This window comes from Ruegeria sp. YTSA168 (assembly GCF_059610045.1).
In genome coordinates this window covers 1-14,090 of the sequence record NZ_JBXWMW010000002.1, presented here as the reverse complement: position 1 = coordinate 14,090, position 14,090 = coordinate 1, and the positions used below count along the sequence as shown (strand labels likewise).

Annotated in this window: 14 protein-coding genes and 1 pseudogene; 5 read left to right on the top strand and 10 right to left on the bottom strand. The window is 55.0% G+C overall.

Annotated elements, in window-relative coordinates; all coding sequences use genetic code 11:
- Positions 1 to 123: 123 nt before the first annotated feature.
- From AC2FFE_RS03855 to AC2FFE_RS03840, 4 genes are all read right to left on the bottom strand, one after another.
- Positions 124 to 2,340, bottom strand: coding sequence for a hybrid sensor histidine kinase/response regulator (locus AC2FFE_RS03855; protein ID WP_496818270.1), 2,217 nt, complete (start codon positions 2,338 to 2,340; stop codon positions 124 to 126).
- Positions 2,341 to 2,343: 3 nt separating this feature from the next.
- Positions 2,344 to 3,513, bottom strand: a complete 1,170-nt coding sequence (locus tag AC2FFE_RS03850; RefSeq protein WP_496845917.1) for an FIST N-terminal domain-containing protein — start codon at positions 3,511 to 3,513, stop codon at positions 2,344 to 2,346.
- Positions 3,514 to 3,566: 53 nt separating this feature from the next.
- Complete coding sequence (locus tag AC2FFE_RS03845) at positions 3,567 to 4,244, bottom strand: response regulator (RefSeq protein ID WP_496845916.1); 678 nt, start codon at positions 4,242 to 4,244, stop codon at positions 3,567 to 3,569.
- A 143-nt stretch (positions 4,245 to 4,387) separates the two neighbouring features.
- Positions 4,388 to 6,154 carry a PQQ-dependent methanol/ethanol family dehydrogenase gene (locus AC2FFE_RS03840; protein ID WP_496845914.1) on the bottom strand — a complete coding sequence of 589 codons (1,767 nt, stop codon included), beginning with the start codon at positions 6,152 to 6,154 and terminating at the stop codon, positions 4,388 to 4,390.
- Between the two features lie 174 nt (positions 6,155 to 6,328).
- Between AC2FFE_RS03840 and AC2FFE_RS03835 the strand changes: the two genes are divergently transcribed.
- Complete coding sequence (locus tag AC2FFE_RS03835) at positions 6,329 to 6,883, top strand: hypothetical protein (RefSeq protein WP_496845913.1); 555 nt, start codon at positions 6,329 to 6,331, stop codon at positions 6,881 to 6,883.
- A 4-nt stretch (positions 6,884 to 6,887) separates the two neighbouring features.
- On the opposite strand, the gene AC2FFE_RS03830 is transcribed toward AC2FFE_RS03835, so the two are convergent.
- The 6 genes from AC2FFE_RS03830 to AC2FFE_RS03805 form a co-directional block, all read right to left on the bottom strand.
- A complete protein-coding gene (locus AC2FFE_RS03830) occupies positions 6,888 to 7,427 on the bottom strand; it encodes an SEL1-like repeat protein (protein ID WP_496818275.1) in 540 nt (179 codons plus the stop codon).
- Between the two features lie 76 nt (positions 7,428 to 7,503).
- Entirely contained in the window at positions 7,504 to 8,295 is a 792-nt protein-coding gene (locus AC2FFE_RS03825; RefSeq protein WP_496845912.1) for an ABC transporter permease, read from the bottom strand.
- Positions 8,292 to 9,011, bottom strand: a complete 720-nt coding sequence (locus tag AC2FFE_RS03820) for an ABC transporter ATP-binding protein (RefSeq protein ID WP_496818277.1) — start codon at positions 9,009 to 9,011, stop codon at positions 8,292 to 8,294. Before AC2FFE_RS03820 ends, AC2FFE_RS03825 begins: the two co-directional genes overlap by 4 nt.
- Positions 9,008 to 9,460, bottom strand: coding sequence for a cupredoxin domain-containing protein (locus AC2FFE_RS03815; RefSeq protein WP_496845911.1), 453 nt, complete (start codon positions 9,458 to 9,460; stop codon positions 9,008 to 9,010). Before AC2FFE_RS03815 ends, AC2FFE_RS03820 begins: the two co-directional genes overlap by 4 nt.
- 20 nt (positions 9,461 to 9,480) lie before the next feature.
- The gene (locus tag AC2FFE_RS03810; RefSeq protein WP_496845909.1) at positions 9,481 to 10,443 is read right to left on the bottom strand and encodes a YVTN family beta-propeller repeat protein; all 963 of its coding nucleotides are present in this window, start codon (positions 10,441 to 10,443) and stop codon (positions 9,481 to 9,483) included.
- A 5-nt stretch (positions 10,444 to 10,448) separates the two neighbouring features.
- Positions 10,449 to 11,615, bottom strand: coding sequence for an ABC transporter substrate-binding protein (locus tag AC2FFE_RS03805; RefSeq protein WP_496845907.1), 1,167 nt, complete (start codon positions 11,613 to 11,615; stop codon positions 10,449 to 10,451).
- Between the two features lie 158 nt (positions 11,616 to 11,773).
- Between AC2FFE_RS03805 and pedF the strand changes: the two genes are divergently transcribed.
- The 4 genes and pseudogenes from pedF to AC2FFE_RS03785 all read left to right on the top strand — a co-directional run.
- Positions 11,774 to 12,454, top strand: coding sequence for a cytochrome c-550 PedF (gene pedF / locus AC2FFE_RS03800; protein WP_496845906.1), 681 nt, complete (start codon positions 11,774 to 11,776; stop codon positions 12,452 to 12,454).
- Positions 12,455 to 12,472: 18 nt separating this feature from the next.
- Positions 12,473 to 13,369, top strand: coding sequence for a substrate-binding periplasmic protein (locus AC2FFE_RS03795; RefSeq protein ID WP_496845904.1), 897 nt, complete (start codon positions 12,473 to 12,475; stop codon positions 13,367 to 13,369).
- A 70-nt stretch (positions 13,370 to 13,439) separates the two neighbouring features.
- Entirely contained in the window at positions 13,440 to 13,979 is a 540-nt protein-coding gene (locus AC2FFE_RS03790; protein WP_496818283.1) for an SRPBCC family protein, read from the top strand.
- Positions 13,980 to 14,006: 27 nt separating this feature from the next.
- Positions 14,007 to 14,090: pseudogene (locus AC2FFE_RS03785) on the top strand ((2Fe-2S)-binding protein); the annotation flags it as partial.

The window sequence follows — 14,090 nt, the reverse complement described above, 5'->3', positions numbered from 1 at the left end:
CCGCGACTTCGTGACAATCTCTTCTGGCTTCGGTCGCTTGTTTGTCATGGGTTTCCTCCGTTTTCCTAAACATAGCGGAGGACCTCTTCAGTGGGGGAAAACCAAAACCAGATCTCAATTCCGTCACATCGGACGCGGGCGCATACTGGCCTCTAGAGTAGACTTTAGGTTCTGCGTATCGATTGGCTTATAGAGTAAGGGCAGGTTCGCCTCTTTACACAACTCCGTCAGTTCAGCTGATCGATTGGCTGAAACAATACAGGCTGGTAACTTCCCGAATCTTCCAGTCAACGCCATGACGGCGTCAGTTCCTGTTTTCCCGCCACTCAGTTGAAAATCAGCGACGATCACATCAGGCGAAATATCAATTTCTTGCAGTAGCTCGAGCGCCTGGCTCTCGCTCTCACATTCCAGAACATGTAGTCCCCAAGCTTCCATCGTCATGCTCAAGGCGCCACGCAAACTTTCGTCGTTTTCAATCAGCAATGCGATTTTCGAGGCAAGAACACTGGAACCCGGTTTACTGGCATCCGTCGGGCTTTGTTGCTGCGGAGCCATGAGTTCGGCTGACGGTACACCGATCGAAAAACCAGTTCCGCGGCCAAGTTCCGAACGAAGATGAATGGGATGTTTCAGCAATTCGCAGGCGCGTTCGACAATTGCCAACCCCAAGCCCATCCCTTCGGCTGCGCTGGCGTCAGAATTCAGACGCCGAAACTCTTGAAAAACAGAATCTTGATGATGGGACGCTATCCCGATACCGGTATCCCAGACTTCGATCAAAAAGCCGTCCCCGCGCCGCCGCACACCCACCAGCACTTTACCCGTTTCAGTGTAGCGGATCGCATTCGACAACAAGTTTTGCAGAATCCGGCGCAGATATGTGGCGTCACTTCTGACCAATGCATTGGTTGCGACGAACCGCAAGTCTAGCCCTTTGGCCTGGGCCACAGGTCCAAATGCGTCTTCCATCTGCAAGAAAAGTTCTTTGATCGAAACGGTCGACATGTGCACTGATACGCGCCCTGAATCCAGCTTGGAAATATCAAGCAAGGCTTCAAGAATGTGCTCGACGCTGTTTAGCGCGCTTTCGGCTTTTGCAGCGACAATGCCAGCTTCGGATCTGCCTAATCCGCCGCCCAATGCTGCGACATAGAGCTTCGCAGCCGACAACGGTTGCAGCAGATCGTGACTGGCTGCAGCAACAAACCGGGATTTTGATGCATTCGCACGCTCTGCCTCGTTCAACGCATCTGCAAGCTCCATCGTGCGTGATGCCACACGTTGTTCCAGCAGTTCCTTGGCTTCGTACAATGCCTGTGCTGACTGGCGTTCGGCAGTCACATCGGTAAATGAAATCACAAAGCCCCGGTCAGGCATTTCCTGCGCAAACACAGCAAGAATCTTTGATCCGCCACTTTGCATCTGAAACTGCAACGGGGGCCGGTTGGTCGGATGATTGACCCAGGCGAGCAGGTCTGTGTCGGCAACGCCGCCTTCCAAGCTTATTGTCGTGCTGAGACGGTCAAACAGGGTTTTGAACTGCGCCCCCATCTGGAACTGAGAAATGGGAATGACCAGCAACTCGCTGGCGCGGTTGTTCCAGCCGACCAGTCTCAGCTTGTTGTCGAAAATACAGACACCCTGATCGATATGCTCCAATGTGGCACGGATCAGGCGCGCTTGATCGTCCAGTATGCGATCCCGTTCCTTCCGCTCAATCCGCATGATGTCCGTGACATCCGTTTGCAGAATAACGGTCCCACCGTCCGGTGTGCGGTGTTCAGATACCTGTGACCAGCGATTGCCACTTAGCCGAACGTTAAATACCACGTGCTCATCAGCGTGACGCGCCAACCTGCGCTGCGCCCATTCTTCGGTTGTTACTGTATCCGGCAGGGACAGGTACTTGGATCGGCTGACCAACTCGACATACTCGGTGAAACTTAAGCCTGGCAACAACCGATCCTGAATGTCTGGCATATGCAGTCCGAAACGGCTGTTACACAGGACCAGCTCTTCTTCGAGGTTGAACAACGCAAACCCTTCTTGCACGGTCTCGATCGCGTTGGTCAGGTTTGCCCGCGCGGCTTCGGTTTCCTGATTTGCCGTGGCCAGCCGGGCATTCGAGTCGTTGAGCAACTCCAGCGCCCGTTCCAAATCGTCCGTACGGGCGCGCACCTCCTGTTCCAGCATCGCCGCCCTTTGAAACTGTGCGTAGGCTGCACCGGACTCATCCGTAGACTCTTCAACCCGCCGCATAAGCGCCGCCACGATCTTCAGGAGCTTTTCGTTTTGGCGCGCCAGCGAGTCAGCAGGATTGGTGAGAGCCTCAATCATCGCCTACCCTTCGTCAGGGGGGTAGATCGCAACCCCGGTCAATGTTTGATTTACATGGATCGAGTTGAATTGCTCGCCATATGTAGAAAACCCAACCACGTGGTTCTCGCGCAGAACCCGAGAGATGGCCCCGGTCATTTGCTTCTCCTGCGCCTCAAGACGGCGCAAAATGCAATCACAGCCCAAAATAGTATCTGGCACTTGATCCTGCATCAGCAGTCCAATCTCTTCCTCAAGATGTTCCACCATATCTCTGGGTTCAGCCAAGGTTAGAACCAAACCCTCATCAATCGCGGAAAAGAACACCAGGTCACCGTTTTCGTCGACCCTTTGAATGGATCTTACATGATGCTGTCCACCGATCTGTACCACCACCGGATGGGCCGCAAAAGTAAACGTTGTCAGCTGTTCAGGATCTTTGCCAAGGATGCGAGCGTATTCTCGCGCGGCGGGTTCCGCGTTGATTTCCTGTACAATGCGCTTCACCGGGTCAGCCTTTGTTACGACCATGCGTTGGGCGCTGGGGACAAAATGATCAGTTTTGAAGACCTTGATCGGACAACGCGTGCGCAGCTGGCAAAGGACGGCCGCATTTTGCAACGCCTGCCCATCCGACAGCACATATGTGCTTTCAAAGCGCGTTCCGTCTCCGGCGGAGCCGCCGAACAGGGGCACCGGGCCCAGGCCAACGGCAAGCTCTGAGGTCAGCGCATCTTCCCTGGTGGACAGACCGTCGATCATCAGAAACGTGAACTCGTGCCTCCAATCCGGCGCGGCAGTCATCATCTGGTTTCGATTCCTGATCATCTCATCAATGATGTCCTCAGACGAAAAGTCATCAAGATCGGGAACTAATACAGTGCGAACTTCGAAATGACTCTGGGGAAATCCAATCGCGACAATCAGATCTTCACTATAACCGCAATCGGCAAGCTCACCAGCAGTGGTGCAACCGACGACGGGTGCTGGTGCAAAGACTGCCCGCGCTTCCGAGATCACTGTGTCTGCATCCGTGCTGGCACTTACGAACAGGACGACCAGAGAAAGCGAGTCACAGTCAAATGCCCCTGCCAGCACAGAGATCGCTTGATCTGTGCCACAGAGGACAAACTCTGTTCTCACAATACCTGGCGAACGGGTCTGGGCCGAAGCCCACCCAACAGCTTGGTCCATCGAGCCATCCTCCCTAAAAGGCGCGACTTTATCTGAAAGTATGCAGTTTGGCCCTATTCTTGCAAGACGCTCACAAACGATGCCTTATTGGCGATCAATACGGCCTGGGTGCGGCTTTGCACGCCGAGTTTGCGCATGATAGCAGTAACATGTGCCTTAACAGTCGTTTCCGCAATCGAAAGATCATACGCAATCTGTTTGTTCAACTTGCCTTCACAGATCAGCTGCAAAATCCGCGATTGCTGGTTCGTCAGAGTTGCTAGCTTGTTAACAGCATCGCTATGTTCATTATCCTCATTCGCGTCGATCAGGGCACATCCGTCGGGTACGAAGACATCTCCGGTCTGTACCGTTTCAATTGCGGCGCGAAAGACTTCGCGTTGACTATGTTTGGGAACATACCCTGTGGCACCGGCACTAATAACCTGACTGATAATCCGGGGCTCTGAGAGCGAAGACACAACAATAATCGGAACATTTGCGACGGATTTGAGGCGTATAAGCCCGTCAAGCCCATTGACGTCGGGCAAGTTCAAATCCAGCATGACTGCGTCCGGCTTAAACCCTTTTGCAATCAACTCGATCGCATTTTCCAATCGGTCTGCCGTATGAATTTCGCCAATCCGTGCAACACTTTGCAACGTCATGGACAACGCGTCGCAGAACAGCGGGTGGTCGTCTACGATCAGAACCTTCTCAAAATCGTTTTTTCTGGTGGCTTCAGCAAGCATGTGTTCTGGCCTCTGCAATCGAATTGCCCCAACCTAATCAATCCTATCAAGTTGACCAGACCACGCCTACTGTCGGAAAGTCGTACAAATGAGGAAACGCGCGCCATTCCTGACGCGCGTTTTTTGGTTTTCCTGACCAGCTATTAATTCGCCGAGGCGAGCTCTTTCGGCAGACGGAAGGTCCATAACGTGCCGCCCTGGTTCAGATAGTTGACCTTCTTGGCCACTTCGCCGCCCCAGAGTGGAACCGCACCGCCCCAGCCGGAGATGACCGAGACATATTGCTCACCGTCCTGTTCCCAGGTCACAGGTTGACCAACGATGCCCGAGCCGGTCTGGAACGACCACAGCTTTTCACCGGTTTCGTCATCCAATGCGATGAATTCGCCCTCGGGGGTGCCGAAGAACACCAACCCGCCTGCTGTCGACATCACACCTGACCAAAGCGGAGCATCGTTCTTGTATTCCCATTTCCATTCGCCAGTGTCTGGGTCGATGGCCTTGAGCGAGCCAATATGGTCTTCATAGTTCGGCTTGATGGTAAAGCCCGCGCCCAGATAGGCGGCACCCTTTTTGTAAGTGATGGGCTCGTTCCAGATATCCATGCCCCATTCATTCGAGGGCACATAGAAATTGCCGGTGTTTTGTGAAAATGCCATCGGCATCCAGTTCTTGCCGCCCAGGAAAGATGGCGAGGCAAAGATCACTTCACCCTTCTTACCATCAGCAGCTGACGCAGGATTGCCTGGTCGATTGCTTTCGTTAAAGATCGGGCGACCGGTTTCATCAATGCCATCGGCCCATGTGATATCCTTGACGAAAGGCGTAGCCGACACAAAGGCGCCATCCTCACGATTCAGGACGTAGAAGTATCCGTTCCGATCGGCCGTGGCGTATCTCTGGTTACCTTCACGGTCAGTATAGGCCACCACTTCGTTCACACCATCATAGTCCCAACCCTCTCGGGGCGTGGTTTGATAGTGCCATTTGATCTCGCCGGTTTTCGGATCGATTCCGATACGGCTGGCGGCATAGAGGTTGTCGCCTTTGTTGCCTTCGGTCGGGGTGCCCGCGTCGCGCAACCAACTGTTCCACGGTGCCGGGTTGCCTGCGCCAAAGACCAAAGTATCGGTATCGGCGTCATAAGATCCGCCCAACCAAGTCGCGCCACCGCCGGTTTTCCACATGTCACCGGGCCAGGTTGCGTTCAGCTCGCCGGTCATGGTGCTTTCTTCGCCATTCAGCGTACCCATGTGACCTTCGATCACCGGGCGTTCCCAGACCAAATCGCCGGTATTTACGTCACGTGCCTGCACCGCACCGATGATACCAAACTCGCCACCGGAGTTACCGGTGATCACTAGCCCGTCCACAATCAGCGGAGCCGCCGTGTAGGAATAGCCCGCCTTGTAGTCCGCGATCTTGTCGCGCCAGACCACATCGCCCGTGTCCTTGTTCAGCGCCACGATCCGTGCATCCAGCGTGCCAAAGATCACCTTGTCGCCATAGATCGCAGCGCCGCGGTTGACCACGTCACAGCAAGGCAGAATGCCTTCGGGCAGGCGTGCATCATATTGCCAGACCTCTTTGCCAGTCTCCAGATCAATGGCATAAAGGCGAGAATACGACCCGGTAATATACATCATGCCGTCATAGATCAGCGGCTGTGTCTCTTGCCCGCGCTGCTTTTCACCACCCAGACTGAAGGCCCAGGCCGGCAGCAGATTCTCAACATTGTCTTTGTTCAACATGTCCAGCGGGCTGTAGCGCTGTAGGTGACGTCCCATGCCATTTGTAACGATCTGATTGGTGATCGTTTGGTCATTGGCCAGATCGTCTTCGGTAACTTCTGCATAGGCCGCACTTGTCGCTATGACGCTTGCAACCACCGCCATTATAAACCGGCTCATCGGTGTCCTCCCTAGACTTGTGTCTTTCCTCCACGCCGAATCTCCGACGCGTCGGGATTGTTGGCGAGGGTATTATTCGCGGGTCGGGCCATCAGTGAAATTGCACAATGGTCGTAGGAGGCAGATGCCGAATTTCAACTAGATTGACGCAACTTTTTTTGTCTGGAGGTTGCCATGTTGAGGTTCTTTGCGTGTTTTCTGATCGCCCTATTCGGATTTAAAACAAGTGCGCCAGCCGCGCCGCTGGACGGGCAAAAACAAATATACATGCTGGACAGATCCGATCACAAGATACTGATCGGCGATGTAAATTTCTCAGAATTCGAAGGGGTTGTTTCGTACACCATCGATTTAAGCACAGACCCGTTCGCCGAACATTTCCTGTCGATGCGACCGTTTCGGTGTCTGGAGGGACCGGACAAGCATTGGTGTCACGTGCCCTATCCCTATGTCCTGCGGCGTCAGGTGTCGCACACAGATCTGACGGATCTGGAATACGATCTGTTGTTCATTCACAAAGGCGCAACCGAGTATGGCATCGATATGTGGAACGGCATTTACTATCAGCTGCGAATTGACGGCGACCGCCTTGTCGGCACCCTGCATGAGATGGATATGGGTCTGCTTTCGGCACCACCAGAAAGCGGGAATCTAAGGCCTGTTTCCAAGCAGGATATTCACGCATCCGATCCAGACAATCACTGGCTGCCACAGCTCGTGATCGAATGAAGACTTAGAACAACGGAGCATACTTCCATTCATCTGCATCGGGCGTAACTTCGTTGGGATCATATCCGGAATCTTGAAGACGCTTAGCAATTTTCAGCCCGTCTTGTGCAGCACTATCCACATAAGCACGCCCCAGTCGTTCATCTTGTGGCACACCATGCCCCCGCAACAGATTGAGCCCGTAGTTAAACTTGCCGACCGGATCGCCAATATCCGCCGCCCGCTTATCCCATGCAGCGGCGGCATCGGGGTTATATCCTCCACCCAGCCCGTTGTTGTCTAACTGGCTCATCCAAGTCATCGCGCTGGCATATCCCGCTTCAGCACAGCTTGTGAAAAGTGTGCGCGCCATTTCATGCCGACCAGACTTGGTGATGTAATAGCCGGTGGCACAGGTCGCCATATCCGTAACACCATTTTCGATGTTACTCATGACACGGCCAAAGCCACTGTCCTGTGGATTAAGCGTCCCGAACTCATCCTCGACGGTTTGTGCCGTAGCAGAAGTGCCGAGAAACAGCAGGCAACATGCAATGCGGATCATGATCGAACCCTCCGATTAGAAGGTCAGTCTATCGCATCGGGACATGCATTTCATCCCCGCTATGGTCGTAGATGGGCTACCGCCCCGCTCGTTTCATCCCACGCGCCGGATCATAACCCCAAAGTGCGAGGCAAAGAAACACAAGCCCAGCCAGCATCGTCCAACCCAACGCCGGGCCGTTGAATTCGCCATACAACGCAAAACGGATCAATTCGACCGCGTGTGTAAACGGATTGAAAGCACAGATATCGCGCAACAGAGCTGAACTCTCAGCCATCTTCCACAGCGGATAAAGTGCTGACGACAAAAAAAACATTGGGAAGATGACGAAATTCATCACCCCTGCAAAATTCTCCAGCTGTTTGATCGCTGAAGACAGCGCCAGCCCCAAAGCGCCCAGCATCAGCCCGGCAACAATCAGCGCAGGAAAAACCAGCAGATACCCGAACCAAGGCATGTCAATTCCGTAAATCGCGGCGACGACCAAAAAGGTATAGACCTGCAGGATCGAGATCGTGGTGCTGGCCAACAACCGACAGAATAGCAGCCACCAGCGTGGCAATGGGCTTGTCAGCAGCAACCGCATCGAACCCATTTCGCGGTCGTAAACAAGGCTAAGCGAGCTTTGCATCCCATTGAACAGCATGATCATGCCGCAAAGCCCCGGCACAATGTAAATCTCATAGGTGATATAGGTCTGATAAGGCGGCGTGATCGACAGGCCTAACGCCGCGCGGAACCCCGCCGCGAATACGATTAGCCACACCAATGGGCGTACAAGCGCTGCGATGAACCGACTGCGTTGCCTCACGAAACGCAGCGCCTCGCGGATCAAGATCGCGTACAGAGCAACAAACGCGCCTTTCATTCGGTCGAGCCAGTCATGGACAGAAAAACCTGTTGCAATGGCGCGTCCCCTGTCAGATCCCGACAGATACCCTGATGCAGCAACTGACCCCGGTGCAGCACAGCAATTTGATCATCGGGCTTAATCTCATCGGTCAAGTGAGTGGCCCAAAGTACGGTCAGACCGCTATGTGCAGACAAATCATGCACCTGTGCCGTGATCGAGCTACGCGCCGCCGCATCCAGCCCAACGGTTGGTTCGTCCAGCAGCAGGACTGAAGGCTCGTGGATCAAGCACCGTGCGATCTCAAGACGTCTGCGATGCCCGCCATTCAGGTCGCGCGCCCGCTCAGCCATACGTTCGCGCATGCACAGCCGGTCAAGCGCGTCAACAATTCGCGCCTCGGCCTTGCGACCCGAGAGCCCATGCAGCGCAGCAAAGTAGCTGAGATTTCTGTGAACGGTCAGATCCAGATCCAGGGTTGGCTGCTGAAACACCACGCCGATCTGCGCCAGCGCCTGCCGAGGCTGTCGAGACATGTCGAACCCGGCAATCTCGATGGTCCCCTGCGACGTGGTGAACAAACGGGTAAGCAGCGAAAACAATGTGGATTTACCTGCGCCATTGGGGCCCAAAAGCGCGCAAAACGCGCCCTGTGGAACGTGAAAACTCACATCATCAAGGGCACGTTTTTCGCCATAGTCATAGCTGACATTCCGGACTGAAAGCCCTGTCACTTAATGGTAATCTCCAGCCGTTGTGTTTCACCGGTGCTACCTGGCACTTTCAGATAGTAACTGCCCGGCTTGATGGCGACAAAGCCTATTTCCATCTCGCCTGCCTCGTCAAACTCGATTGAATCGACACCAAGTGGTCGGATTTCCAGCCCTTCAACCACAATCTCATCGACCCAGATCGCACGGAAGAATTCGGGTCCGACAATGGCAAGTTCCTGACTTCCGTCGCCCTGAATCTCGAACTCGTAATAGGTGCCGGATTTCAACTCCCAAGGCGCTTCAGACAATGGGACGCCAGCAGACAAGGTGATTGGCGGCAGGTCCTCTTTATTTTTGGCTGACAGCAAACCCGCGAGGCCAAACCCATCATCATCGTCGTCATCATTTGCCAAAGCCGCCGTCGGCACAGCCAAAGCCAACATCGCGACCAGCGTTGTTAGTCGAACCATCTTAAATCTCCCTGTTTTGCTCAATTGGTTGGGCGGAAAGCCGCGCCCCATGGGAACCGGCCGACCTTGATCGTCTTGATCGGTTCGCGTTTGGCAACGTCGATCACAGTCACGTCGCCGGACACGCCATTGGTGGTGAACAACAGCGATTTGTCCGCGTTGAAATCCATGTGCCAAACCCTGCGCCCGACCAGAATGTAGTCTTCCACCTCGTAGGTTTCGGCATTCACCGCCGCCACGTGGTTCGACGGCCCAAGGGCGACAAAGGCGATCTCATCATCGTTCGACAGCTCGAATCCGACGGGTTGCACCCTGTCAGGGTGTACACCTTCAACCTCAAACTCGATCTTGGCTTTTTCCGTCTGCGAGACGACATCAAACACTGTGATCGTGCCTCCGATCTCGGAACTCACCCACAGCTCGGCGCCATCCTTCAGGAATTCCGCGTGGCGCGGGCGCGAATCGACCAACGTGTTGGCAAACAACTCACGCGTTTCCGCGTCGATCCAATGTGCCATATTCGTCGTCTCGGACGTGGTAATGGCAATCTTCCCATCCGGTGAGACGGCCATACCCTCTGGCTCAATCCCAACATCAATCTGGGCGATCACTTCGCGCGACTCGGTGTCAACGACAGTTGTTATCGCGTCATCTTCGTTAGCAATATACAAATGCCGATCATTAGGATGCAGCACGAATTGTTCCGGGTCTTCACCCGATGGCAAATCATGCAGGATCTCACCGGTCTCAGGGTCCATAACCTGCACGGCATCGCTGTCGGATGCGCAGATATAGAGGACCGAGTAGTCCTTTGAGAACGTAATGCCCCGCGGGCGCTCTCCTGTCTCGATGGTTCTGATCACCTCAAGTGTTTCAATATCGATTACACTTAGTGTGTCGTCTTTCTCGTTGCTTATCCAAATCTCATCCGCAGCCGCCGGAGCGCAAAGCGCGGTTGCTGCAAAAAGTGCTGCTAGTCTCATCCGTATCACTCCTTGAATGCCTGGCATTGGCTTTCGGCTTGATCGATTCCCAACGTGTCCAACTCGGTACGTTGGTGCAAAAATCCTTCAAGCGGGGCCATGGCCACCACGGCCCGATCCGTCACCAGAGGGATCGGTTGGCGCAACTGACCATTCCAATGGCGAAAATTCATCGCACGGCCCTTGAAACCCGCCAGTTCGAAATCGTCCGACAGAATGTACGCCCGCAATGTTTCCGGATCGTCAGAATTGGTGCGCGTGACGGCTTCGCCCAAAGACCGGTGTGCAGCCCAGGCGGCGTAGTCCTTCGGCCTCATTGCCCGGCCGGACTGGTCAAAGAACCGATTTTGCATCTGCGCCGCACCCCATTGTTCAACCACTCGAGACCATGTGACGGGCTGCAAACCTTCGGATCCGGCCACGGGCCGTGCCTCCCATGTATTGAATGCGATGTAACGGCCGAAATCATCCAATTCATCCGCGACCAACAAAACGTCGTAATCACCAAAATCCTGGGTAAACAATGGCACTTCCTGCGCGGCGTTGCGGCGCAGATCGGCGTCAAAAACCCATGTTTTCTCTGCTTTTAGATCCAGCCGAAACTTCTCAAGCGAACGTTTGATCGCGGCTGCAAATGCCTGATCACCCGGATGTACCCCGGACACCAGTACCAGCCTCTGCCACCGGCGCTTAACCAGAAACTGTGCCAGCGCATCGGTTCTCATGACATTTGAGGGCAACGTATGCAGCAGATTGGCTCGGCATGCCTCATCCCGGATCGACAACTCGGGGGCAGAAGCGTTGAACAAAACGGCCGCTGCCGCCTCGGGCAAATCCGCAACCTCAAGCTGCGCCTGAGCAGGAGCGTCCAGAATCAAATAAGGGGTTCTGCTCAGGGCCTGCCGTGCAGCGGCCAGCCAGTCACCATCCTCGGGCACGGTTTGGACATCCAGAGTGTATTTGTGACCCAGAAACTTTGCCGTTGTCAGATTGTCTGCAAGCCCTAGCTCGGCCCCGGATACACCCAGATCTTCCGGCAAAGGGTCCAGATTGGACAGAACCGGCGGTCTGGTTGTCTGAAGCTGCAGATATGTGACCGAGATTTCCAGCTCGGCCATGGCCATACCGGGCAGCAGGGTTAACACCGCGAAAACACGGAATATCCTGAACATGTATGGGCCTCCTCCCTATCGGCCAGACTAAAGCAGGCCGCACCCCCGAGCGCCTATTGGACCTTAGTCGAAAATCGGCGCGGATGTGCAACCAAGGTCGAATTTCGCGGCGATTCTGCTTGGGCTATGACCGGAGAAAGCATCAGAAGGAGGAGAAGATGCGTCTTGGATTTTATGGTGTAGTGCTTGGCGCTATCACCGCCGGAGGCATGGCGCTGGCCCATGGCGACGTCGCGCCGCAACCGGTGAACACGGATGTTCTGCCCGACGTGAGCGAAGAGTGGCTGATCGAAAACCCCTATCGCGATCAGGGGGAAGAGGTTTGGCAAGCGGCCATCGAAATCGGAGACTCGGGCTACAACCAGAACTGTGCCCGGTGCCATGGGCTGGGCGGTGTCTCGGGCGGACTGGCCCCGGACCTGCGCTATCTCGAAGCCGAAGAATATGGCGACGAATGGTACATCGAGCGCTTCCGCGAAGGCTATACACAGAACGGCATTACCAAAATGCCCGCTTTCGGAGACCTGCTGGGTCAAAAAGCGGCCTGGGCGATCCGGACCTATATTGAAACCCGTCCCGATGACGGTGCCTTGGATGATCATTCCGAACGGCTTAAAGAAATCAGGGATATCCTCGCCGGAATGGCGGATGATGGCGATGCAGATGCAAGCGCATTGCAGGCAGAGCTAGACGAGATTGCCAGTTCGATCGAAACAGGATCGGGCGCGCCGGTTGCAGACAGTGTCGCCTTGCGCGCCGCTATTCTGATCTCGGGTGACAGCCCTGATTTCGCAGAGGCCGCCGAACAACTGACTATCGGATTGTCTGCCGCGCAATAGCACGGCAGACTGAGGCACATGTTCAAATCGCTCTTCTTATTCTCCCTGTTAGCTGCCGCCCTTTCAACCGGGTCGGCTCTGGCCAGATGCGAAGATCATGTGCCTCTACCTAAACCTCAAAATGCCAGTCGGGATATTGTCGGCGCCGATCTCGATACCATTGTCGAGCGCGGCTATATCGACTTTGCCGCCTACGAGGACTTCCCCCCCTGGTCGTTTGAAAAAGATGGCAAGATACAGGGCGTAGATATCGAAATCGGGAAGCTGATCGCCGAGGATCTGGGGGTCGAACCAAGGTTTAATCTGGTTGCCGCTGGGGAAAACCTCGAAGCCGATTTGCGCAACTGGATCTGGAAAGGCCCGCTGATCAATGGTCGCGTGGCCAATGTGATGCTGCATATCCCCTATGACAGTGAATTCGCCTGCCGCGTTGAGCAGGTTGTCTTTACCGGGCAATATCACGACGAAGAGATCGCCATCGCGTATCGCCGCGATGCCTACCCCGAAAACCCCCCGGTCCCGGCCTATTTCCGGTTTGACACGGTGGCCGTGGAAAACGACTCGATTGCGGATTTCTACCTGTCATCTTTTCCGGGTGGCCAGCTTTCACAAAATCTGCGCAGGTTCCCAACCGCAGAACAGGCGATGGCCGCCCTGGCCCAGGGGGAAACGATGGCGGCCATGGGCCCGCGCGCGCAACTGGAAGCCGGGCTTACGCAGGATCTGGACATCCATACGCCCCCGCTGCCGGGTTTTGCTGTCAGCACCTGGACCAGCGGCGTCGCCGTTCATTTTGCCTATCGCGGTCTCAGCTACGCGATCGATGACGCCATTTATGCTGCTTTGCAAGATGGGCGAATCCAAAAGATCTTTGAAACCCATGGCTTAACCCACACCCCTCCGAAACTTCGCTGACTACTCCCAAGGTCGAATAGGCAGCACGCCAATCACCGCGTAGCGTAGCAGGAAATTTGGAGGGAGTGACATGGAGCTACAGGATAGCCGCGTCATAGCAGCACCAAGGTCCAAAGTCTGGGATGCGTTGTTGTCTGCAGAAGTACTGAAAGATTGCGTACCGGGCTGCAAAGAAATGTCAGGCACGGCCGCTGACGGTTTTGAAGCAACCGTGGTGCAGAAGGTCGGGCCGGTCAAAGCCACCTTCAAAGGCTCGGTCACATTGTCTGACATGGTCGATCAGCAAAGCGTCAAGCTATCAGGTGAGGGCAAAGGCGGTGCGGCCGGGTTCGCCAAGGGTTCTGCCGATGTCACCCTGTCTGACGCGCCTGAAGGGACGTTGTTGGCCTATAGTGTCGATGCCCGTGTGGGTGGCAAGCTGGCGCAACTGGGTGGTCGGATCATTGATGGCGTGGCCAAAAAGATGGCCGATCAGTTCTTCGAGAATTTCCAGAGCGCGGTCGAAGTCGAACCGGCAGCAGCGCAGGACGAGGCCCCGGCGATACCGGGTGAGCCAGATCAAGAGACCGAGGAAAAGAAAGGTTGGCTCAAGCGCGTTCTTGGCGGTTGAGCCGGAAGTTTTAGGGAGGAAAATCTAATGAAAATCTCGATGACCGTGAACGGTACTGCTGTGATCGGGGAGGTTGAGGGTCGGACGTTGTTGTCTGGTTTTCTGCGCGAT